Source organism: Rhizobium anhuiense bv. trifolii (genome assembly GCF_024346605.1).
GTDB lineage: Bacteria > Pseudomonadota > Alphaproteobacteria > Rhizobiales > Rhizobiaceae > Rhizobium > Rhizobium anhuiense.
Genome location: NZ_CP098803.1, coordinates 511498 through 534629 on the forward strand (window position 1 = coordinate 511498; position 23132 = coordinate 534629).

Here is a 23132-nt window from a genome sequence, read left to right on the forward strand (position 1 = left end):
CTTAAATCCGGGCAAGCAGGGCCTTGCGTGTCTCCTCGTCGACGAAGGCCGCTTCGATCGCCGTTTGTGTCATGCCGTTGATCTCGGCGTCGCTGAAGCCGAAGGCTCCGGCGGCAAGTTCGTATTCCCGCTCCAGCGAGGTATGGAAGAAGGGCGGATCGTCCGAGCTGATCGTCACCCTGACGCCTGCTTCCTTCAGCCGGCGCAGCGGATGGGAGGCGAAATCGGGAAAGACTCCGAGCGCGATATTGGAGCCCGGGCAGACCTCGAGCACGGTGCCGAGATCGGCAAGCCGCTTCACCAGATCGATATCCTCAACGGCGCGCACGCCATGGCCGATGCGCGAAGGACGCACCGCATCGAGCGCGTCGGTAACGCTGAACGCGCCGCAGACCTCACCGGCATGGATGGTCAGCCCCAGGCCGGCATCCCGGGCGATATCGAAGGCACGGGCGTAGTCGGCGACGCGCCCCATGCGCTCCTCGCCGGCAAGGTTGAAGCCTGTTATCAGAGGATTGCCGGCCTTAACAGCATATTCGGCAGCACCTATCACGCTCTCCGGGCCGAAATGCCGCTCGCCGGTGACGATCAGCCGAGCCTCGATGCCGCTCTTTTCCCTGGCCCGCCGGATGCCTTCGCAGATACCTGACATATAGGCGTCGGCCCCCAGTCCGATGCGCTTGCCGTGGTCGGGCGAAACGATGAGTTCGCTGTAGATCGTATTGATGCCGGCGAGTTCGTCGAGATAGGTCTCGGTTAGAAGCGCATAGTCCTCTTCGGTTCTGTAGACCTCGGAAATCTTGTCATAACATACGAGGAAGCTTGCGAAATCATGCCAGACATAGGCCCCGTCGCGAAGCTCCGCGCTGATGTCGACGCCGTATTTCCGTGCCTGCGCCGCGGTCAGAGCTGGCGGCGCCGCACCCTCCAGATGGCAGTGCAGTTCGACCTTCTTCAAATGCGATGTCACAGAAAACTCCTTCCGTGCGGTCCGGTTGGAATGCCCAGATGCCGTGCGATACTCTCGCCAATATCGGCATAGCTGCGGCGCACGCCGATCGAGCGCGACCGGATGCCGGGGCCGTAGGCGATGACAGGCACGCGCTCGCGCGTATGGTCCGTGCCACGCCAGGTCGGATCGCAGCCATGATCGGCGGTGAGCACGACGAGATCGCCAGGCTTCAGTTTCTTATGGACTTCGGGCAAGCGCGCGTCGAAAGCTTCGAGTGCCGCGGCATAGCCCGGCACATCGCGGCGATGGCCGTAGATCATGTCGAAATCGACGAAATTGGTGAAGACGAGATCGCCGTCCTCAGCCTCGTCGATGGCCGCGAGCGACGCATCCATCAGCGCCTCATTGCCGTTTGCCTTGATGACCCTGGAAATGCCCTGATGTGCGAAGATGTCACCGATCTTTCCCACAGCATGCACATGCCGGCCGTGTTCGATCAGCCGGTCGAGCAGTGTCGGCTCGGGCGGCAGCACGGAGAAGTCACGCCGGTTTCCGGTACGCTGGAAGGTAGAGGCGGACTGACCGATAAAGGGTCGGGCGATGACGCGGCCGATATTGTGGGAATCGAGCAGCCCCCGGGCCAAACGGCAAAACGCCAGCAGGCGATCGAGGCCGAAATGCTCCTCGTGCGCCGCGACCTGGAAGACGGAATCCGAGGACGTGTAGCAGATCGGCTTGCCGGTGCGGATATGGTCCTCGCCGAGCCGGGCGATGATCTCCGTTCCCGAGGCATGGCAATTACCGAGAATGCCGGGCACATCGGCCGCCATGCACAGCGCCTCGATGAATTCGGCAGGAAAGGCGTCGCCCTCCATCGGGAAATAACCCCAATCGAAACTGACAGGTGTTCCCGCGATCTCCCAATGGCCTGACGGCGTATCCTTGCCGCGGGAGATTTCGGTGGCGGCGCCATAAATGCCGTAGACCTTCTCCGGGATAGGCATGCCGGCCGGAAAACGGCCTGAGGCGGATCGCGCGATCTGCATGAGCCCGAGTTCCGACATATTGGGCAGGGAAAGCGGTCCTTCGCGCAAACCAGCGCGGTCTCCGGCTCCGGCGGCGCAGAACTCGGCGATATGGCCGAGCGTATCGGCGCCCTCGTCACCATAGGCCGCCGCATCCGGCGCCCCGCCGACGCCGAAGGAATCCAGAACGAAAAGAAAGGCACGCGCCATTTTACACCCGAAAGAGCCGATCGCCGCAATATCGAAGGCGGTTGAGATCCAGCCATATAATGCTGGGGCCGGCTTGGCAAATTGCAGCGCCGCGCATCTGTTTCAGACGCGCAAAGGACGCTTCAACACTTCGCAGAGAAGAAGGGAAGGGCGGTCAGCAGTCGCCGCAGGGGATCGAGTCGCCTTGCCGCTGGCGATAGTAATAGCTGCGGCTGATGGTGATCGTGCGCATGCCGTCCGGCATGAAGTTCGGCGCGAACAGGAACATCGTATAGGGAATGCTAACCTCGGTGCGGACCAGGAAGCTGTTTGCCGTCTTCATGTCAGACGGCACGTTGCTCACTGTGGCGTTCTTGGCATAGGGCACAGTCCCGTCCTGGGCCCAGGACCAGAGCACTTTCGCATTGGCGCCGGCGTCGATGGTAATCCCGGTGATCTTCATCGTCAGCGTCGTCGCGCTGTAGGGCACGAAGATCGCGGTTGCGACCGATGGCATCTGCGCGAGCGCGCTCTTGGTAACAGACTGCTGCTGGGTGATGAGGTCGGCCACTGACCCCGCGGCGCGCGTCACACGCTTGCTGACGCTGAGGCCGATCGTGATTTCGAAAGCACCGATATAGAGCATGACGAGTACGGGAAAGAGGATCGCAAATTCGATCGCTCCGGCACCTTTGCGGTCTCGGATGAGTCGCCGCGCCGTCAGTACGAGTCTGGTGAATGGGTTGCGCAGCGCCATTATGGATACTGCTCGTTCTGGAAGGCCGCGGTCGCGACGATCAGATATTGGCTGGGCATCGAACCGTCGGAGGGACGTATCGTGGTGATATAGGGCCTGACCAGATCCGTGATGATTTCCCAGCGGTAGTAGGCGCGCACCATGTTGATGGTGCCGGCGCCACCTGGCGCGTATTTGAAGGCAGCCGGGTTGATGTCGGCATATCTGTCGGTGGAAAGCTTGGGGATCGTCGTCGGAATGGCCGAGAAAGTGCTGAACGTCTGTACATCCAGATACAGCTTGCTCGGCGTGGCGACCTCGCTCGCCGAGCAGCTGATCAGGATCGAGATTTCATCGCAGAAAGCCTGGCGGAATTGCGCCTGGTTCATATCGGTCGTGCGGCCGAGATTGTAGGTGATCTGCCCGGTCCGCATCCGGCGGCTCATCGTATCGACGGCGTTGGACACGAGTTCCTCGGCGGCGAAGGCGACGAAGGTTTCGAGGATTGCGAAAATCACCAGAAAATAGGGAATGGCGAGCAGGGCGAATTCGATCGCCGCTGCGCCATCGCGCGAACGGGCGAGACCGCGAAACCATGAGAAACGGATTGGCGCGGAGACGCGCGCTTTATCCGTTTTCTGATCAATTACCGTCATTACCTGGATCCGAGCGACATTCTCCGTCCGCCACACTAGGAGCCGTTCGTTGATTTTCCGTTTCAACCTGACACGACGATTTTAACGAATGGTCGAAGAACTGAAGTAAACCGATCAGGGCGAGGCGGCGGCGGTGGTCGCTTGCTGTGCGTGCTGCTCGCAATTCGGCGTGCACGACAGCACGGAGCGCTCGGTCTGCCGATAGACGCGCACCGTATTGCCTTCGTCAATCGACACCAGGATGCGTTCGTCGAGGATCGCATTGCCGTCGGCATCGAGAAGGACCAGATTGGTGGTGCCGAAGCTGCGTCCCGTCAGCACGATGGTCTTGGCGTCGGCGACGGTCGCATCGGCGACCTTGGCGTTGCCGACGATGACCTTGCTGACGGGGCGGTCGAGTTTCAATACGCGCGCGTGATCCATATAAACACGCAGCATGTCATCGTCTGCGGCCGCGGAAACTCCCGAAACACCGAAAACGGCGATCATGCCGGCAAAGAAAATGGTTTTGCCGCTCGATGACATTTGGTCCTCTTTCACGATCACAGCGCAATATCCGCATAGAATGGAAAAAAATGGTGAACGAAGCCTTAAGCCTGGCATCCTGTTCCGAGATGAAGCGCAATGATCCGATTTGGCACGGGTTTAGAGTGATACACGTCTCGGTTGGAGGTGGAATCTGCGCTATTTCCGGATGAACGCACCTGTTATTCCAGGAATATCATTAAATATTGAGGTAAGTGTGCAAGAAAATACTGACTCTACAAAGGCCTGTTGCCTCATTCGCATCTCGTTAACTCTTTTCCTTAAGCCGATGGAAACGGCCATTCGCTAGGTTGCAGTCATCCGATCAACGGCAACAGTTGGCGGACGTGCTGAACATCAACTGGAGTTAGGAGTTACCATGACCAAGCTTTTTAGCCGTTTTCTGAAGGACGAATCCGGCGCGACCGCAATCGAATACGGCCTGATCGCCGCTCTCATTTCCGTAGCGCTCATCACCGGCGCAACGAGCCTGGGCAACAGCATCAGCACCACGTTCAACAATCTCAGCACCAAGATGAATACCGGCGTTACCGCGTCGAACTAAGACAAAGGCCGTCGGGCGGCGACCAATAATACGGCCGGATTCGCTCTGACCGATCTATCGAGTGGGCTCACAGGCTGAACGGCCGTGAGCCTTTTCGCATCAAGTCACGATCGGGGTATACGCATGATCGCAACTGCAGTCTTCGTGATACTGCCATTCTGCCTCGCTATGGCCGCGTTCTCGGATCTGTTCACCATGACGATCCCGAACCGCGTATCTCTGATCCTCATTGTTTCCTTCTTCCTCCTTGCACCGCTCTCTGGCCTGGCCTTGGGTGCGATCGGCATGCATCTTGCGGCCGCTGCCATCGTGTTTTGCGCCTGCTTCGCTCTTTTTGCATTCAATGTGATGGGCGGCGGCGACGCCAAACTGTTGAGCGCCACCGCTCTCTGGTTCGGCCTGAACCAATCCCTCGCCTTCCTGATGCTTGATGTCGCCGCCATCGGCGGCCTGATCACCTTGCTGATCTTGCTGGTGAGAGCGCAATCGAACACCATCCTGGCCATCGGCCTGCCGGTTCCGAATTCGGTCCTTCTCGCCAAGAAGATCCCCTACGGCATCGCGATCGCGATCGGCGGCTTCATGGCCTTTCCTTCGTCGCCGCTGTTCCTCGCCGCGTTGGAAAGCCTGAAATAACGGCATTTTAAATGCTCGTTAACTTAAAATGTAAGCGTTCCATTAACCATAATTATACCAATTGCTGAGCATTCTGCAGGGCGAACATATCGTGCCCTGAGGAATGATCGATGAAACCGGCCCGCCTTATAATCCTAGCTGTCGCCGTGGTGGCGGCCGGCCTTGCCGGCCTCTTGGCGATGCAGATGGCAGGCCGTGGTGGTGTCGTCACCCAGGTCCAGTCGGTCATCGAGAAGGAACCGACCGTCAACATCCTCGTCTCGAGCGCCAATCTGCCGGTCGGCGCAAGGCTGGATGAAAAGTCGATACACTGGATGGCCTGGCCGCAAGGCGGTGTCGTCCCGGGCCTCATCACCGAAGCCGACAAGCCGGATGCGATCAAGGATCTGCAGGGCGCCGTCGTGCGTCTTCCGATCTTCGAAGGCGAACCGATCCGGCCGGAAAAGGTTGCCGATTCCAACAGCCGCATCCTCTCCTCACTGTTGCCGGCCGGCAAGCGCGCCGTCGCGACCGAGATATCGGTGGCAACAGGCGCCGGCGGTTTCATCCTGCCGAACGACCGTGTCGACGTCATCATGGTCCGCAAGGGCGCTGAGGCCGACAAGCTCATCACCGAAACCGTGCTGAGCAATGTCCGCGTTCTCGCCATCGACCAGCAGATCCAGGAAAAGGACGACGGCTCGAAATCGGTGGTCGGCACGACCGCGACACTCGAGCTCACGCCCGACCAGACGAAGGTTCTCGCCGTCGCCCAGCAGATGGCGGACCGGCTGTCGCTGGCGCTGCGCTCGGTCGCCGATGCGCAGGAGCAGGATACCAGTGCAGCCGACTATCTCCTGAGCGGCGACAACGGCAGTGCGATCATTCAGGTCATCAAATCAGGCGCCATCGTCACGGATGCCAGCGCAGCACCGAAGGCGGAGTAAAAGGACGTGCAAATGGGCAATTCAACGCGGCGCGGCGGACTTCTCCTGACAGGTTGCCTCTCGCTGGTAATCGGCGTCTCCGGTATAGTGCCGGCCTCGTTCGTTCCAGTTCTCGGGGCAGGCGAGGCGCGTGCCGATTCCGAAAGTCTGATCCGCATCTCGCAGACCGGCCCTGATGCCCATCGTCGGCTGAAGCTCGGGCTGAACAAGGCCGTCGTCGTCGATCTGCCGGAGGATGCGCACGATATCCTCGTATCCGATCCGACCATGGCCGATGCCGTGACCCGCACCTCGCGGCGAATCTACTTGTTCGGCAAGAAGGTCGGCCAAACCAATATCTTTGTCTTCGGCGCCGGCGGGCAGGAGATCGTCAATCTCGACATCGAGATCGAGCGCGACGTCTCCGGTCTCGAAGTCAATCTCCGCCGCTTCATTCCCGACTCCCGCATCAACGTCGAAATCGTCTCCGACAATATCGTGCTGACCGGCACCGTGCGCACGCCGCAGGATGCCACGCAGGCAGCCGATCTGGCGCAGGTCTTCCTGAAAGGCGGCGAGGCGACGACCAGAACCGAGACGGCATCCGGCACCGGCGGCGACAGCTCGGTGGCGCTCTTTGCCGAAGGCCGTCAGACCTCGCAGGTCGTCAATCTCTTGCAGATCGAGGGTGAGGATCAGGTCACCCTCAAGGTGACGATCGCCGAGGTTCGCCGCGAGGTGCTGAAGCAACTCGGCTTCGACAATCTGGTTTCCAGTTCTTCTGGAATGACCGTCGCCCAACTCGGCAGTCCGAGCGCCGACGTCGCGACATCGACGGTTGGAGGCGGCCTGGCGGCGCTCTTCAAGAGCTCTATCGGCAAATACGACATTTCGACCTACCTCAACGCGCTGGAGCAGGCCAAAGTCGTCAAGACGCTCGCCGAGCCGACGCTGACGGCGATATCGGGCCAGGCCGCGACCTTCAATTCCGGTGGCCAGCAGCTTTATTCGACGACCGACAGCGACGGCAATGTCACCGTCACGCCGTTCAACTACGGTATCAACCTGGCCTTCAAGCCGGTCGTGCTGTCCTCGGGACGAATCAGCCTGCAGATTAAGACCAATGTCTCCGAACCGGTGGCCGGCAGCGGCAACGCCACTTACCAGCGCCGTTCGGCGGAGACTTCGGTGGAACTGCCGTCGGGCGGTTCGATCGCGCTGGCCGGCCTGATCCGCGACAATGTTTCTCAGACGATGGGCGGCACGCCCGGCGTCTCGAAGATCCCGCTGCTCGGGACGCTCTTCCGCCAGAAGGGTTTCGAGCGTCAGGAAACCGAACTCGTCATCATCGCAACGCCCTATCTGGTGCGTCCGGTGGCACGCAATCAGCTCAACCGGCCGGACGACAATTTCAGCCCTGAGAATGACGGTGCGACCTTCTTCCTCAACCGTGTCAACAAGGTCTATGGCCGCCGCGAGGCGCCCGTCGCCGACGCGCAGTTCCACGGCTCGATCGGGTTCATCTACAAATGAGCGGGGCACGATCGGCAGCAATGGCACAAAACAGAGATCAGGCGATGGCCCATATGAATTCGACGACACCCCGCCTCGGACTCTCGAAGGCACTTCTGGCGGCAGCCGGCGTTTCGGTGGCGATCCTTTCCGGATGCGCCGGCCCCCATGACCAGCTGACAACAGGCGGCATCCCCGACGATTACCGCGCCCGTCACCCGATCATCGTGACGGAAGCGGAGCAGACGGTGGATATACCCGTCGCCTCGACCGATCGCCGCCTGACCATCGCGCAGCGCGACCTCATCCGCGGTTTTGCAGCAAACTACCGCATGCGCGCCTCAGGCCCGGTTTACGTGCTGTCGCCGCAAGGTTCGCCCAATTCGGCGGCGGCCTACCAGCTGCGCAACCAGGTCCGCGCCGAACTGGCCTCGAGGGGGATCGCAAGCTCGAAAATCGTCAACACCTCCTATGCCGCTGCCGGTTCAGGCGATGCGGCGCCGATCCGGCTGAGTTTTACCGGCACCACGGCGGTCACCACGCAATGCGGCCAGTGGCCGAAGGACATCTCGAGCGATCTGACCAACCAGAATTACTATAATTTCGGCTGCGCCTCGCAGAACAACCTTGCCGCCCAGATCGCCAATCCGGAGGATCTGGTGGCGCCCCGCGGCATGACCCCGATCGATGCGCAGCGGCGCAACAATGCCATCCAGGAATACCGGACGACGACGTCGACGATCGAAGATATCGCCGACAGCAACAGCGGCTTCTGAGGCGGAACGGGACGATGAGCGCGATCGAATACGAAATCAGGAATCCCAGCGAGCTTCGCATCGCCGATGAGGCGGTGCGCATGGCGGATCTGGAAAATATGCGGCCGCTGCCGCGTATCTCCGTCCACGCCTTCTGTGAGAGCGAGGCCCTGCAGCAGGTCATGGAACGCTGCGCCAATGATCGGCGCGTGGCGAAGGTCAGCATGCGCATCACCAGCGGCGGTATTGCCGCTGCCGCCAATATGTTTTCCGGCGCCCCGACCCCGAACCTCATCATCCTCGAGAGCAAGGCCAATGCCGCAAACCTGCTCGGCGAACTCGCGCCGCTCGCTGCCGTCTGCGATCCGACGACCAAAGTCGTCATTATCGGTTATTACAACGATATCGGGCTTTATCGCGAGCTGATCCGCAACGGCATTTCCGAATACATGGTCCAGCCCGTCGCCATGCCTGATATCCTGGCGGCGATGGCCTCGATCTTCGTCGATCCGGAAGCCGAGCCTCTCGGCCGCAGCATCGCCTTCATTGGTTCGAAGGGTGGCACCGGCGCTTCGACCATCGCGCATAATTGCGCTTTCGGCATTTCCAATCTCTTCTCCACCGAGACGATCCTCGCTGATCTCGATCTGCCCTATGGCACGGCCAACATCGACTTCGACCAGGATCCGGCGCAGGGCATCGCGGAAGCGGTCTTCGCGCCTGATCGTCTCGACGAGGTCTTCCTCGATCGCCTGCTGACGAAGTGTTCCCAGCATCTTTCCCTGCTTGCTGCACCCTCGCTGCTCGACCGCGCCTACGATTTTGACGGCCAGGCCTTCCAGCCGGTGCTCGATGTCCTGCAGCGCAGTGCGCCCGTTACCGTGCTCGATGTGCCGCATGCGTGGTCGGAATGGACGCGGTCGGTGCTGTCGAGCGTCGACGAGGTGGTCATCACAGCGGTTCCCGATCTCGCCAACCTGCGCAACGCCAAGAACATGCTGGATGCGCTGCGCAAGATGCGGCCGAACGACAAGCCGCCGCATCTCATCCTCAATCAGGTCGGCATGCCGAAACGTCCGGAGATTTCGCCGTCGGATTTCTGTGAACCGCTGGAGATCGATCCGATCGCGATCATCCCCTTCGACATCAATCTTTTCGGCAATGCCGCCAATAGCGGCCGGATGATCTCGGAAGTCGACCCGAAATCGCCGACGGCGGAAACCTTTTCGCAGATATCGCACATCGTCACCGGCCGTGTCGCGATCAAGAAGGCGAAGAAGGGCGGCCTGCTGGGCCTCCTGAAACGCAAGTAGACAAAGAGCAATTCCAGCAACAGCGGTTTTGCGTCCGGAATTGCGTGAAGACAAAAAGATAGAGCAGATTGGATCGAGCGGTATGTTTGGAAAACGCGGAAACGAAGGTTTCGGAAAGGCCGGAGGGGCGATTGCTCCCCCGCCGCCGGCTCCGGCCGCCGTCCCCGCGGCCTCTTCACCCTCCGTTTTGGTCGAACCGTCGCGCGAGCCCGCTCGCCAGCAGGTGACGCCGCCGCCGATGCAGACGCCGCAGCGCAAGCGCCCCGTCCGCACCGATGAATATTACGACACCAAGGCGCAGGTCTTTTCCGCGCTGATCGATACGATCGATCTCTCGCAGCTTTCCAAGCTCGACGGCGAAAGCGCGCGCGAGGAAATCCGCGACATCGTCAACGACATCATCACCATCAAGAATTTCGCGATGTCGATCTCCGAGCAGGAAGAGCTGCTCGAGGATATCTGCAACGACGTGCTCGGCTACGGCCCGCTGGAGCCGTTGCTGGCGCGCGACGATATCGCCGATATCATGGTCAACGGCGCCGGCCAGACCTTCATCGAAGTCGGCGGCAAGACGATCGAATCGGAAATCCGCTTCCGCGACAATGCGCAGCTTCTCTCCATCTGCCAGCGCATTGTCAGCCAGGTCGGCCGGCGCGTCGACGAATCGAGCCCGATCTGCGACGCACGCCTGCCTGACGGTTCGCGCGTCAACGTCATCGCGCCGCCGCTGTCGATCGACGGACCGGCGCTCACCATCCGCAAGTTCAAGAAGGACAAGCTGACGCTCGATCAGCTCGTCCGTTTCGGCGCGATCACGCCGGAAGGCGCGACCGTGTTGCAGATCATCGGGCGCGTGCGCTGCAACGTCGTCATTTCGGGCGGCACCGGCTCGGGCAAGACGACGCTTCTGAACTGCCTCACCAATTATATCGACAGGGACGAGCGCGTCATCACATGCGAGGATACGGCTGAACTGCAGCTGCAGCAGCCGCATGTCGTCCGTCTCGAAACGCGCCCGCCAAATATCGAAGGCGAGGGCGAGATCACCATGCGCGATCTCGTCAAGAACTGCCTGCGCATGCGTCCCGAGCGTATCATCGTCGGCGAAGTGCGTGGACCTGAAGTTTTCGACCTCTTGCAGGCGATGAACACCGGTCACGACGGCTCGATGGGCACCATCCACGCCAATACGCCACGCGAATGCCTGAGCCGTATCGAATCGATGATCGCCATGGGCGGCTTCACCCTGCCGGCAAAGACGGTGCGCGAGATCATCTCCACCTCGGTCGACGTCGTCATCCAGGCGGCGCGCCTCCGCGACGGTTCGCGCCGCATCACCCAGATCACCGAGGTGATCGGCATGGAAGGCGACGTCATCATCACTCAGGACCTTATGCGCTACGAGATCGAAGGCGAGGATGCGGGCGGCCGCCTGATCGGCCGGCACATGTCGACCGGCGTCGGTAAGCCGCATTTCTGGGATCGCGCCCGCTACTTCAACGAGGAAAAGCGCCTTGCCGCCGCCCTCGACGCGATGGAAGCGAAAACGAAGGAATAGGCGAGATATGTTCGGGTTCGATCCGATAGTGCTGGCAATCGTCGTCCTCGCCGCCGTCTCCGCGGCGGCGGTCGCCTATACCCTGATGTTTTCCCGGATCGAGGCCGACAAGAAATCGGCAAGCCGTATCAACCGCGTCAAATCGGCCGAAAGCGACCGGGTCAAGGTCAAGGCTGCCCGCGATCGGGTACAGGAGCTGTCGAAGCGCCGCAAATCGGTGCAGGACAATCTGAAGGATCTGGAAAAGCGCCAGCACGAAAAGACCAAGAAAACCCTGTCGCTGAAATCCCGGCTGGTGCAGGCCGGCCTGTCGATCTCGGTGGCGAAATTCTATCTCTTCAGCGCCATCTTCGCCTGCGTGTTGCTGCTCGTGGCTCTGGTCGTCGGTGCTTCCTTGATGGTCATGGTCGGTATCGCCGTTGTCGCCGGTCTCGGCCTGCCGCGCTGGATCCTCGGTTTCCTGATCAAGCGCCGCCAGAACAAGTTTCTCAACGAGCTCCCCAATGCGCTTGACGTCATCACCCGCTCGATCAAATCGGGGCTGCCGCTCAACGATGCGATCCGTCTCATCGCAACCGAAGGCACAGAACCGGTCAAGAGCGAGTTCCTGCGGGTGATCGAGGCGCAGCAGGTGGGACTCAGCATCCCCGACGCCTGCGCCCGTATGACGACCCACATGCCGCTCCAGGAAGTCAACTTCTTCGCCATCGTCATCGCCATCCAGTCGCAGGCTGGCGGCAATCTGTCGGAAGCGATCGGCAACCTCTCCAAGGTGCTGCGTGAGCGCAGGAAGATGAAAGCCAAGGTCTCGGCGCTCTCGATGGAAGCCAAGGCGTCTGCCGTCATCATCGGCGCTCTGCCCTTCATCGTCGCGACTCTCGTCTACCTCACCTCGCCGAACTACATGATGATCCTTTTCACCGATCCGCGTGGCCATTTCATCATGGGCGTCTCTGCGATCTGGATGTCGATCGGTATCTTCGTCATGCGTAACATGGTCAATTTTGACATCTAGCCGGAAGGAAGCACCATGTCGCAGGATCTTGCCGCAACGCTGACCAATCCGAGCATGCTGATTGCGCTCTTCGTCGCGATCGCCGTCTTCGCCACCTTTTACACGATCGCCATTCCATTTTTCGAGCGCGGCGATCTCAACAAGCGCATGAAGGCCGTTTCGACCGAGCGCGAGCAGATCCGCGCCCGCGAACGCGCCCGCATGAACATGGAAACCGGCGCTGGCAAAGCCTCACTCAGGAGCCAGAACAACCGCTCGGTCCGCCAGATCGTCGAGCGTTTCAATCTGCGTAAGGCGCTCGTCGACGAGAATACGGTCAACAAGCTGCGCGCCGCCGGTCTCCGTTCGGAGAATGCGCTGAATACCTTCCTCGTGGCGCGTTTCCTGCTGCCCTTCCTCTTCTCGACGCTTGCCGCCGTCTGGGTCTTCGGCCTCGGCAATCTCGCCGGACGGGGCATGCCCATCCGCCTCTTTGCCGTCATCGGCATCGGTTATCTCGGTTTCTACGCGCCCAACATCTATATCTCGAACCGCATGGGCAAGCGCCAGCACTCGATCAAGCGCGCTTGGCCGGATGCGCTGGACCTGATGCTGATCTGCGTCGAATCCGGCATCTCGATCGAGGCCGCGATGCGGCGCGTGTCGGAAGAACTCGGCGAGCAGTCGCCGGCGCTCGCCGAGGAGATGGTGCTGACCACGGCCGAGCTCTCCTTCCTGCCGGATCGCCGCGTGGCGCTCGAAAATCTTGCCACCCGCACCCAGATCGAGCTGGTACGCTCGGTAACTCAGGCGCTGATCCAGGCCGATCGCTACGGCACGCCGGTCGCGCAGGCGCTGCGCGTTCTCGCCCAGGAAGGACGCGATGAGCGCATGAACGAAGCGGAAAAGAAGGCGGCCGCCCTGCCGCCGAAACTGACGGTGCCAATGATCCTGTTCTTCCTGCCGGTGCTGATCGCCGTCATTCTCGGTCCGGCTGGCATCCAGGTGGCAGACAAGTTCTGACGGTTGAGCTGGAAACAGGCTACCGCTTTCGGCAGAAGGCGATGTGCATCAAGGACTATTGGTCTGATCCGCAGTCAGCCAACGCGCGTGACCGGCGCCGGCATAGCTGGTAAACGGGATGAGAGACTATCGCAGGCGCGGATGCAACCGCAGGCCCCCTGGCGCTCATTCAATCCAAAGGGAGGTTCTCCGATGTCTTCTGCAGGCATTTTCATCAGCATCATGGCAGCCTTGGTGGTCGGTGCGATGAGCCCCGGCCCGAGCTTCGTCGTCGTTTCCAGGATTGCCATCTCGCGCTCACGGCTGGATGGTCTCGCGGCGGCACTCGGCATGGGCGCCGGCGGCGTCGTTTTTGCGGTCCTGGCGCTTGCCGGCCTGACGGCGCTGCTGTCGCAATTCGAATGGCTCTATGTCCTGCTGAAGGTCGCTGGCGGCGCCTATCTCGTCTATATCGCCGTCAATATCTGGAGGAGTGCCGGTCAGCCGCTCGAGATCTCCGATGCCGCCAACGGCAATCGCGCGCCCATGCGCAGCTTCGTGACCGCGCTGCTGACCCAGATCAGCAACCCGAAGACCATTATCGTCTATGCCAGCATCTTTGCCGCACTTCTGCCGAGGACGGTTCCGTTCAGTCTCATTGTGGCGCTGCCACTCGGTGTCTTCGCCGTGGAGGCGGGCTGGTATTCGATCGTCGCCCTTGCCTTTTCGGCACGCCACCCGCGGCGGCTCTATCTTGCCGCCAAGCACTGGATCGACCGCACGGCAGGTGCCGTCATGGCCGGCCTCGGCCTACGGCTCATTCTTGCGGGCGTGAGTGATCGGTAGGATGTCGCGCGATTGACTTCGGGTGCTCTCAAGCTTGGAGGAGATCCGGTCAGTTCGTATTGCTGTCGCCCGGCGTCTTGTCCTTGGCGGCGAGCTTCTGCCAGGAATTCTGCTGCGACAGCATCCCTCTGAGATAGGCGACGTTGGCATCGGCCTGCTGCGGCGAAAGTTCGCGCCGCGCGATCTGCTCGGCTTCCGGGAAGCGTCCCTGCAGGCCGACGACGAGGGCAAGGTTCTGCCGGACGCGGCTGTCGGCCGTGGGTTGGCCGGCGGCGGAGCGCAGGTAGGTTTCGGCCGTGCGCAGATCGCCGGTCAGCACGTAAGACATGCCGAGGTTGGACAGAATGGAAGGCTCGTTCGGCTGGATGTCGAGCGCGTCGCGGTAGCGCTGCCGGGCATCGCTTGCCCGGCCCATCTGATCGAGGATCGCGCCTTCGGCCGAGATCAGTCTCCAGTCCGGACGGTCCGGCGTCTGGGCGCGGCCGATCGTGTCGAGTGCCTGCTGGAACTGACCGGCCGCTGCCTGTGCCTTGCCATAGGCGGCCAGCACGGTACGGTCGCCCGGGTTGGCGATCGCCACCTGCTGCATGACGGCGAGCGCCTGCGTGTCGCGGCCGTTCATCCGCAGCAGATTGGCATAGCTGACGCCGGTGATGGGATCGCGCGGATTTTTTTCATAGGCCTGGCCGAGCCGGTCCGTCGCCGAGCGCAGTTCTGTCGCGTCCATCTCTTCAACCGGCTTGGTGAGCTTCGGCACCGAGCCTGTGGTCATCCGGTCCTTGGTCGTCGAACAGCCGGCAAGGGCCAGGACGAGCAGCGATGCCGCCGCACCCTGCAGGATACGATTCGTGAATGTGGTGGCGAGTGAGGCAGGCATGACGCGTTCCTGATTCCGAAATCGGCGCCTGACCTCGAAGCGGAACAGGGAAAGGTTTGACGCAATCTTCGCTCCAGCAATAGTCTGTTAACCCTAACAGACCGTTAAGGAACGATTCCTTACGACCGCCGAAGGACAATCATGGCCCCCTATCAGTTCATCGAAAGACCGACCCCATTCAACACGAAGGGCGGTTCGACGCTGCCGATCTTTGCCGTCACGCCTGCCCATATCGAAACCGGCACGATCGATCCGATCGCGCTCGATTGGGCGCGCAGGGCGGGCTATAAGGCCGAAAGCGGGTCGCTGCTGTTGATCCCGACGGCCGAAGGCCATCTCGGCGGCGCGCTTTACGGTCTCGGCACCAATCCCTCCGAGCAGCCTTACATCACCGGCAGGCTCGCCCGCACGCTGCCGGCCGGCGACTGGCACATCGAAACCGCGCCGCTGACGGCCAATCGCCTCGCTCTCGGCTTCGGGCTCGGCAGCTACCGTTTCGATCGTTACAAATCCGAAAAATCACCAGCGGCGACGCTGATGATCCCCCGCGATGCCGATGGCGCCGACATCAAGCGCCAGCTTGCCGGCGTCTTTCTCGCCCGCGACCTCATCAATACGCCGACGAACGACATGGGGCCGAACCAGCTCGAGGCCGTTTTCCGTGGCCTGGCCGCACATTACAAGGCGGAGGTATCGGTCATATCGGGCGACGACCTGCTCACGCAGAACTTTCCGCTGGTCCATACTGTCGGCCGCGCCAGTGCCGACGCGCCGCGCCTTCTCGAGCTGCGCTGGGGCAAGAAGGGTCATCGCAAGGTGACGCTGGTCGGCAAAGGCGTCTGCTTCGATACCGGCGGTCTCGACATCAAGCCTGCGGCCTCCATGCTCTTGATGAAGAAGGATATGGGCGGCGCGGCGAATGTCATGGGGCTTGCCCTGATGATCATGGACGCCAAGCTGAAGGTCGACCTGCGCGTCATCGTGCCCGTCGTCGAAAATGCCATCTCGTCCAATGCCTTCCGCCCCGGCGACATCTACCGGAGCCGCAAGGGTCTGACCGTCCAGATCGACAATACCGACGCCGAAGGCCGTCTGATCCTTGCCGATGCGCTGGCCTATGCCGATGAGGAAGAGCCCGAACTGCTGATCGACATGGCGACGCTGACAGGTGCAGCCCGCGTTGCGTTGGGCCCGGATCTCCCGCCGTTCTTCACCGATGACGCCAATCTGGCGCATGACCTGACCGAAGCGAGCCTGGAAACCGATGATCCGATCTGGCGACTGCCGCTCTATTCCGGCTACGAAAAGGATATCCGCGCCAAGTTCGCCGACCTCACCAATGCCCCGGCCGGTGGCATGGCGGGGGCAATTACCGCGGCCCTTTTCCTCAAGCGTTTCGTCAGCAAGACGAAGAGCTGGGCGCATTTCGACATTTACGGCTGGGCCCAGTCCGAACGGCCGCATTCGCCGGGCGGTGGCGAGGCACAGGCGATCCGCGCACTCTTTCACCATATTCGTCAGAGCCTGCGCTGAGGCCATACGCAAAAGGCGCTGAGGCGTCGCGTGTTCACGCGCTGCGCCTCGCCGCCGATCATTAAAATTTTATTCACCTTGCCATGCGGCAGTTCCCGGCCGCCCTTGCATGTGTATGGCAACTGCCGGAAAATGGAACGTTAGCGTAACGATCTTCCGGAGGGGCCGTGCCGATCGAACTGACCGCCTCGCAGGCGCTGGGGCTCTGGCATGGCGTGGCGCTCGATCAGGTCCGCCACGACGACCGCGATTTGACGTTGCGCCAAATGGCGATCCTGCTGCATATTTATCTGGTGCCGCCGCCGCACACGGTGCGTGGGCTTGCCGCCACGCTTGAGGTCACCAAGCCGGTTATCACCCGCGCCTTGGATACGATGGGCGAGATGGGTCTGGTCGATCGCGTGCGCGACGATGCCGACCGGCGCAACGTGATCATCAAGCGCACCGTCGGCGGCGCGCTTTATTTGGAAAAGCTCGGCGATCTCGTGCGGGATCAGGGCCGCCGACTGCCGCTCTGAAAGGAATGCCAATGACGATGCTCGACCGCCGCCTGCATGCCTACCGGCCGGATCTCGCGGAAGCGGGGCTCGAAGGCAAGGTAGAGGCTTTGCGCTTCGTGGAAGGTGCGGCGGCGCGCGTCGCCGTTCCGGTGGCGGCATTGCGGCCCGCACCGGATCTTACGCGCGGCATCGATACCGAGCTGCTCCTCGGCGAAGAGGTGACGGTTTTCGATCGCGCCGACGGCTGGTGCTGGGTCAAAGCCGCCTCGGACGGCTATGTCGGTTATATCGAGGCAGACGCGCTCGTGGAAGGCAGGCCGGCGCCGACCCATATCGTCACCGTGCAGCGCAGCTTCCTCTATCCGGAACCGGAACTGCGCAAGCCCCACCAGGCCATCCTGTCGATGGGAAGCCGCGTCCATGTTGCCGGCGAGGCGGAAGCGCGCGGCAATCGCTATGTCGTGCTCGAGAACGGGACGGCGATCTTCGCCAAGCATGTCCAGCCGATCGGCGCGCTCGACGGCGCCGATTATGTCGGCATCGCAGCCCGTTTCCTGGAAACGCCCTATCTCTGGGGCGGACGGTCCGGCCTCGGCATCGATTGCTCCGGTCTCGTCCAGCTGGCGATGCTGATGACAGGCAGAGCCGCACCGCGCGATACCGACATGCAGGCGGCGGGCCTCGGCGAGCCGATCGACCGCTCCGACATCCGCCGCGGCGACCTGGTATTCTGGAAGGGCCATGTCGCCGTCTTCGAGGATCCGGAAACCATCCTCCACGCCAACGGCCATAGCATGACGGTGGCGCGCGAGAATTTCGAGGCTGCCGTCGAACGCATCGGCTGGCTCTACGAACAGCCGACCGGCTATCGCCGGCCGATCAGCTGATCAGATATCCGGCGGCTGCGGCCAGGATCTCACCCCGCCCGTCCAATCCTCGAAGGCTTTCGACAGTCTCAGCACCAGCATGTCGTCGAAGCGCGGCCCGACGATCTGCAGGCCGATCGGCATGCCCGAGCGAGAGAAACCACAATTGATCGAGGCGGCCGGCTGCTCCGACATGTTCCACGGCACTGTGAAAGCAATATGCTCGAAGGGCAGGGCCGGATCATTGGTCGGCGATGCCCATTCGGCCGGATAGGAGATAATCGGATTGGTCGGCGAAAGCAGGGCGTCGATCTCGGTGAACAGCCGTCCGCAGCTCTTGCGCATTTCGATCGTCTGGTTGAAACCCTTGACCGCATCGACGCCGCGGATGTCGGCGCCGCCCTTCGCCCAATCCCTGATATAGGGCAGGATGCTGTCGCGGCGTTCTTCGTCGAGATCGGCGATATCGCCCCAAAGCCGGGACCGCCAGAAATTGTCGAGCCCATCCAGCATCGTGCGTGTCAGCACCGGCTGGACTGATACAATGGTCGCGCCGGCCTTCTCGAAGCATCTCGCCGCCGCTTCGACCGAGACCCTGATCTCGTCCTCCACCGCAAGCCCGCAGCCGGCATCGAGCATCAACCCGATCGTCATGCCCGACATGTCGATGTCGAGATCCATCCAGTTGAAATCGTTCGGCGGCAGGCTGGTGCCGTCGCGCCAGTCCGGCCGCGACAGCGTTGCCATCGAAAAGGCCGCATCCTCGACCGTGCGCGCCATCGGCCCGACGCAGCGCCCGACATAATAGGGATCGGCCGGAATGCGCCCATGGCTCGGCTTGAAGCCGAAGATGCCGGTCCAGCCGGCGGGAAGGCGCACTGAGCCGCCGATATCGGTGCCGATATGCAGCGGCCCGTAGCCGGCCGCTGCGGCCGCTGCGGCCCCGGCGCTCGATCCGCCGGGATTCTGTGTAGTGTCCCAGGGATTGCGGCTGAGAGGATGAAAGCTCGAAAGCCCGGAGGACAGCATGCCGTAATCCGGGCAGGTGGTCTTGGCGAAGATCACTGCGCCATCTTCCCGCAGCCGGGCGGCGGCCGGCGCATCGGCGTCAGCCGGGATCAGTTCCATCGCCTTCGTTCCGAGCGGCACCGGTTGGCCCTTGGTGGCGATCAGCTCTTTCAGCGTCACCGGGATGCCGTCGAGGGCGCCAAGCATTTCGCCCTTCGACCAGCGCTCGGTCGAAGCTTTCGCCTGCGCGCGCGCCGATTCCGGATCGTAGAGGTAGAGTGCCGAAATCGAAGGCTCCCAAGCGGCGATATGGTCTTCCAGGGCGAGCCAATAATCGAGGGGAGAGAGGCTCTTATCGGCGAAGCGCTGCCTGAGTTCGCGGATGGTAAGGTCGGTTTCGGTCATGGCATGGTCTTTCGGGCTTTTCGTCTTGGGAGGACATCAGCGGCTCGCCTCGCGCGGGTCGAGCAAATCACGCAAACCGTCGCCGAGCATGTTGAAGCCGAAGACGGTGAGCGCGATGGCAAGACCGGGCAGGATCGCCAGCCAGGGGGCGAGCGCCAGATAGGTTTGTGCATCGGCAAGCATACGGCCCCAGGTCGGCGCCGGCGGCGCCATGCCGAGACCGAGGAAGCTGAGACCCGCTTCGGTCAGGATCGCCAGCCCCAGCTGGATGGCGCCATGGACGATGATCTGGCTCATGATATTCGGCAGCACATGGCGCAGCGAAATGGTCAGGCGCGTATTGCCGATCGCGCGCGCCGCCGTCACATAGTCGCGGCTCCAGGCCTGTAGCGAGGTCGCAAGCGTCACCCGGGCAAAGACCGGGATCATGAAGACGGCGATCGCGGTGATTGCGGTGAACCGTCCCGGCCCGAGAAAGGCGCCGAGCACCATGGCCGACAGGATCGGCGGCAGGGCAAAGATGACGTCGCAGATCCGCATCAGCAGCGCTTCGAACGGACCGCGGATCGCCGCCGCCGAAACGCCGGCGATCGAACCCAGCGTCCCGCCGATCATAACCGCGGTAATGGCGATCGACAGTGAATTCCAGCAGCCTGCCATCAGCATCGACAGCACGTCGCGGCCGAACTGGTCGGTGCCGAGCAGGCCGAAGGCAAGCGGCGGCTGCAGTTTGTGGATGATCTGCATTTTCGCCGGCGGCAGCGGCGTCCACACAAGCGACAACAGCGCCACGGCAACCAGCAGGCCGATGATGACAGCCCCTGAAATCAGGTTCATTCGCCGGCTAAGTCTAAAGGTCCGGCCGCGGCTGGTGATGGCGGTGGATACGATCGCCATCGTCAGGCCGCCTTTCTCATCCTGGGATCAATCGCCAGATAGGAGAGATCGACGACGAAATTCATCACGATGACGAGGCCTGCGAAGAACAGCACGACATCCTGCATGACGATGATGTCGCGCTGGGAAAGCGCCTGCAGGGCGAGCCGACCGAGGCCGGGCAGGTTGAAGACGTTTTCCACCAGCACCGCGCCGGCAACGAGAAAGGTGAATTGCAGCCCGATCATGGTGAGGATCGGGATCAGCGCGTTCGGCACGATATGACGCCACAGCACCGCATGACGAGAGAGCCCTTTCGCGACGGCGGTGCGGGCAAAATCCTCATGCATGGTGTCGAGCACAGCTGAGCGCGCCACCCGCGTCAGCACGCCCGCCTGTGGCATCGCCAGCGCGACGGCGGGCATAACGAGCGCCTGCAATGCCTGTAGGATACCGGCGCTCCAGCCGGGGAAGCCGCCGGCCGGCATCAGCCCGAGCATCGTCGAAAACAGGATGATCAGGAGCAGCGCCACCCAGAAGGCGGGCACGGCGATGCTGATCTGCGAAAACAATGTTGCGATGATATCGAAGAGACCGCCGCGGCGCGAAGCGGCCAGCACGCCGAGCGGCAAGGCAATCGCCACCGAAAGCGCGATCGCCATCAGCGCCAGCGGCAGCGTCACCGTTAGCCGCTCGAGAATCAAACCCGCGACCGGCACGCCATAGGTTAGGGAATTGCCGAGATTGCCGGAGATCACGCCGGTCAGCCACTGCCCGTAACGCAGCAGCAGCGGTTGGTCGAGCCCGAGATCGTGGCGCAGTGCCGCAAGCGTTTCAGGCGTTGCCGAGGTGCCAAGCATAATCGAGGCGGGATCGCCGGGCAGAAGGTCCATGACGGCGAAGATCAGCAGCGAGACGACGACGAGCGTGACGAGGAGACCGGCGAAGCGGCGGGCGAGGAGGGTGATCATATCGGATCGAGCACCGCGGCAATCGAACGCGGCACGCCCCCTCCGCCCTCACGCGGAGCCCCCGACGCGCCGGCGGCGAGTTTGGCGAGAACGCCAACTCCACTCGTCATCCCAGGCCTTGAGCCTGGGATCCATGCCACTGCTGTTGATGGATGTGGTGTGGATGCTCGGGTCAAGCCCGAGCAAGACGGAGTTTGGAGTTGGCGGGAGGAGCCAATCAGGGCGCAGATCCCCGTGTCAGAAATGCCATCCACCAGCGAAACCAGACAATCCCGGCCCAGATTGACCTCACTTGGCGAGGGAGGGAGAGAGCTGCGCGCCATATCGACCAAATGTATGTCGGATCTCTCCAAGGCCTTCACCTCATCACATCCCGCCCCTAACCTACCGCTCTCACTCGTCCCAGGACACGCCCGAGAGTACGTTGGAGGGGATCGGCTCGTTCTCCCACAGCCCTTTCAGCTTTTTGTCCCAGACGCCGAGTTTCGGCATGACGAAGAGATAGAGCGCCGGCACGTCCTCGGCGAGGATCTTCTGCGCCTCGCCGTAGATCGCATTCTGCGCGGCGGGATCGGTCGTCTCCTGCACCTTCTTCATCAGCGCGTTGAAGGCAGGGTTCTTATAATTGAAATAATAGGGATCGCGGGCATAGATGTCGATGTCGAGCGGTTCGGCATGGGCGACGATCGTCATGTCGAAGTTGCGGTCCTTCATGATGTCCTGGACCCATTTCGCCGGAAATTCCGTCGGTTCGATATTCATCGTCACGCCGATCTCGGCAAACATCGCCTGCATCACCTGGGCGCTGCGCGGCGCATAGACCATCTGCGGCGATTTGATCGTGAAGGTGAAACCGTTGGGATAGCCGGCTTCGGCGAGCAGCGCCTTCGCTTTCTCGACGTCATAGGGCAGCACATTGGTCATGTCCTGATAGCCCGGATCGTTCGGCGTGTAGTGGCTGCCGATCGGCGTGCCGAGGCCGGACCATGCGCCGTCGATCACCGTCTTGCGGTCGATCGCCATCATCAGCGCCTGGCGCACGCGTTTGTCGTCGAACGGCTTCTTGGCATTGTTCATGCCGGCAACGACCTTCAGCTCAGTATTGCCGATCCTGGTAACGAGCCTCGCATCGCCGTCGAAGGAGCTCATCAGCTCGGGCGCGGCAAATTCCGGAAAGGCGTCGAGATCGCCGGATTTCAGCGCAGCCGCCTGCGCCTGCGGATCGGCGATGAAGCGGAAGGTCACCTTGTCGAGCTTGGCGGTCGCATCCTTGTTCCAGTAATCGGTATTCCTGGCGAGTTCGACCTTGTCGCCCTTCGCCCAGCTTGCGAATTTGAAGGGACCGGTGCCGATCGGCGTCGTCTTGTCGTCGGCCGCCGTCTTCGGGGCGACCATTACCGAGGCCGGCCAGCCGAGCCAGTAGATCAGGCTGCCGGTCGGCGCCGAGAGATGCAGCACCAGCGTTTCGGCATCGGGCGTATCGATCGAGGCGATCGAAGCGAAGAAGCGCTTTTGCGGATTGACCGAATCCGCGCCGCGGGCGCGGTCGAGCGAAAACTTGGCGCTCGCGGCATCGAAGGCCTCGCCGTCATGGAATTTGACGCCGGTCTGCAGCTTGAACGTATAGGTCAGGCCATCGGCAGAAATCTCCCAGCTTTTCGCCAGCTGCGGCTGGACCTTGCCGGCTTGGTCGATCGTCACCAGCCCCTCGAATACGTTCTGCCAGGTTACCTGACCGATTGCGACGGGTGCCGCGATCGTCGGATCGAGGCCGGTCGGCTCGACGCTCATGCCGAGATTGAGGGTGGTCTTCGCCGCTTCCGCTGGCGTCATCGCCGTCATCACGAGGCCGGCCGAAAGCGCAGCACCGAGGGAAAGCCGCCTGATGAAACGCGAAGGCGCAAACGAAAGCTTGATCATCATGTCC

23 protein-coding genes are annotated in these 23132 nt (G+C 62.0%); 13 read left to right on the top strand and 10 right to left on the bottom strand.

Translation table 11 applies throughout. The annotated features are described in order from the left end of the window. Position 1 precedes the first annotated feature (1 nt). The 5 genes from NE851_RS11045 to NE851_RS11065 form a co-directional block, all read right to left on the bottom strand. Positions 2-970, bottom strand: a complete 969-nt coding sequence (locus NE851_RS11045; RefSeq protein ID WP_028757044.1) for an adenosine deaminase — start codon at positions 968-970, stop codon at positions 2-4. Next, a complete protein-coding gene (locus tag NE851_RS11050; RefSeq protein ID WP_028757045.1) occupies positions 967-2187 on the bottom strand; it encodes a phosphopentomutase in 1221 nt (406 codons plus the stop codon). The genes NE851_RS11045 and NE851_RS11050 overlap by 4 nt, the downstream gene beginning before the upstream one ends. 154 nt (positions 2188-2341) lie before the next feature. Beyond that, the gene (locus NE851_RS11055; RefSeq protein ID WP_028756115.1) at positions 2342-2923 is read right to left on the bottom strand and encodes a TadE/TadG family type IV pilus assembly protein; all 582 of its coding nucleotides are present in this window, start codon (positions 2921-2923) and stop codon (positions 2342-2344) included. Then, the gene (locus NE851_RS11060; protein ID WP_028757047.1) at positions 2923-3558 is read right to left on the bottom strand and encodes a TadE/TadG family type IV pilus assembly protein; all 636 of its coding nucleotides are present in this window, start codon (positions 3556-3558) and stop codon (positions 2923-2925) included. The genes NE851_RS11055 and NE851_RS11060 overlap by 1 nt, the downstream gene beginning before the upstream one ends. A gap of 114 nt (positions 3559-3672) precedes the next feature. Next, a complete protein-coding gene (locus tag NE851_RS11065; protein WP_028756117.1) occupies positions 3673-4083 on the bottom strand; it encodes a pilus assembly protein N-terminal domain-containing protein in 411 nt (136 codons plus the stop codon). A 379-nt stretch (positions 4084-4462) separates the two neighbouring features. Between NE851_RS11065 and NE851_RS11070 the strand changes: the two genes are divergently transcribed. From NE851_RS11070 to NE851_RS11115, 10 genes are all read left to right on the top strand, one after another. Then, positions 4463-4648: a Flp family type IVb pilin gene (locus NE851_RS11070; RefSeq protein ID WP_047617466.1), complete on the top strand. Its 186-nt coding sequence runs from the start codon at positions 4463-4465 to the stop codon at positions 4646-4648. Positions 4649-4771: 123 nt separating this feature from the next. Further along, a complete protein-coding gene (locus tag NE851_RS11075) occupies positions 4772-5284 on the top strand; it encodes an A24 family peptidase (protein ID WP_183906429.1) in 513 nt (170 codons plus the stop codon). Positions 5285-5394: 110 nt separating this feature from the next. Beyond that, positions 5395-6210 (top strand): Flp pilus assembly protein CpaB, encoded by an 816-nt coding sequence (gene cpaB, locus NE851_RS11080; RefSeq protein ID WP_047617469.1) that lies wholly within the window; start codon positions 5395-5397, stop codon positions 6208-6210. A gap of 12 nt (positions 6211-6222) precedes the next feature. Then, complete coding sequence (locus NE851_RS11085) at positions 6223-7722, top strand: type II and III secretion system protein family protein (RefSeq protein WP_028757051.1); 1500 nt, start codon at positions 6223-6225, stop codon at positions 7720-7722. Further along, positions 7719-8477, top strand: a complete 759-nt coding sequence (locus NE851_RS11090) for a CpaD family pilus assembly protein (protein ID WP_028757052.1) — start codon at positions 7719-7721, stop codon at positions 8475-8477. The genes NE851_RS11085 and NE851_RS11090 overlap by 4 nt, the downstream gene beginning before the upstream one ends. A 14-nt stretch (positions 8478-8491) precedes the next feature. After that, complete coding sequence (locus NE851_RS11095) at positions 8492-9769, top strand: CpaE/TadZ family protein (RefSeq protein WP_097544457.1); 1278 nt, start codon at positions 8492-8494, stop codon at positions 9767-9769. An 82-nt stretch (positions 9770-9851) separates the two neighbouring features. After that, positions 9852-11327: a TadA family conjugal transfer-associated ATPase gene (locus NE851_RS11100; protein WP_028756124.1), complete on the top strand. Its 1476-nt coding sequence runs from the start codon at positions 9852-9854 to the stop codon at positions 11325-11327. A gap of 7 nt (positions 11328-11334) precedes the next feature. After that, on the top strand, positions 11335-12342 hold the full coding sequence (locus NE851_RS11105) for a type II secretion system F family protein (RefSeq protein WP_047617475.1): 1008 nt from the start codon (positions 11335-11337) through the stop codon (positions 12340-12342). Positions 12343-12357: 15 nt separating this feature from the next. Further along, positions 12358-13344 carry a type II secretion system F family protein gene (locus NE851_RS11110; protein ID WP_047617477.1) on the top strand — a complete coding sequence of 329 codons (987 nt, stop codon included), beginning with the start codon at positions 12358-12360 and terminating at the stop codon, positions 13342-13344. 192 nt (positions 13345-13536) lie between these two features. Further along, the gene (locus NE851_RS11115; RefSeq protein ID WP_047617479.1) at positions 13537-14169 is read left to right on the top strand and encodes a LysE family translocator; all 633 of its coding nucleotides are present in this window, start codon (positions 13537-13539) and stop codon (positions 14167-14169) included. A 49-nt stretch (positions 14170-14218) separates the two neighbouring features. Here the strand turns inward: NE851_RS11115 and NE851_RS11120 are convergent, their stop codons facing one another. Beyond that, complete coding sequence (locus tag NE851_RS11120) at positions 14219-15046, bottom strand: tetratricopeptide repeat protein (RefSeq protein WP_047617481.1); 828 nt, start codon at positions 15044-15046, stop codon at positions 14219-14221. A 141-nt stretch (positions 15047-15187) separates the two neighbouring features. Here NE851_RS11120 and NE851_RS11125 point away from each other — a divergent pair, with 141 nt between their 5' ends. The 3 genes from NE851_RS11125 to NE851_RS11135 all read left to right on the top strand — a co-directional run bounded on the left by NE851_RS11125 (position 15188) and on the right by NE851_RS11135 (position 17966). Next, a complete protein-coding gene (locus tag NE851_RS11125; RefSeq protein WP_063473509.1) occupies positions 15188-16579 on the top strand; it encodes a leucyl aminopeptidase family protein in 1392 nt (463 codons plus the stop codon). Positions 16580-16746: 167 nt separating this feature from the next. After that, positions 16747-17097, top strand: coding sequence for a MarR family transcriptional regulator (locus NE851_RS11130; protein ID WP_047617485.1), 351 nt, complete (start codon positions 16747-16749; stop codon positions 17095-17097). A gap of 11 nt (positions 17098-17108) precedes the next feature. Then, positions 17109-17966 carry a C40 family peptidase gene (locus NE851_RS11135; protein ID WP_168332498.1) on the top strand — a complete coding sequence of 286 codons (858 nt, stop codon included), beginning with the start codon at positions 17109-17111 and terminating at the stop codon, positions 17964-17966. On the opposite strand, the gene NE851_RS11140 is transcribed toward NE851_RS11135, so the two are convergent. The 4 genes from NE851_RS11140 to NE851_RS11155 form a co-directional block, all read right to left on the bottom strand. Continuing rightward, on the bottom strand, positions 17967-19358 hold the full coding sequence (locus tag NE851_RS11140; RefSeq protein ID WP_047617489.1) for an amidase: 1392 nt from the start codon (positions 19356-19358) through the stop codon (positions 17967-17969). A 36-nt stretch (positions 19359-19394) separates the two neighbouring features. Then, a complete protein-coding gene (locus NE851_RS11145) occupies positions 19395-20255 on the bottom strand; it encodes an ABC transporter permease (RefSeq protein WP_183906431.1) in 861 nt (286 codons plus the stop codon). 2 nt (positions 20256-20257) lie between these two features. Next, complete coding sequence (locus tag NE851_RS11150; protein ID WP_183906432.1) at positions 20258-21205, bottom strand: ABC transporter permease; 948 nt, start codon at positions 21203-21205, stop codon at positions 20258-20260. Between the two features lie 393 nt (positions 21206-21598). After that, positions 21599-23125, bottom strand: coding sequence for an ABC transporter substrate-binding protein (locus NE851_RS11155; RefSeq protein ID WP_183906434.1), 1527 nt, complete (start codon positions 23123-23125; stop codon positions 21599-21601). Positions 23126-23132: the final 7 nt, after the last annotated feature.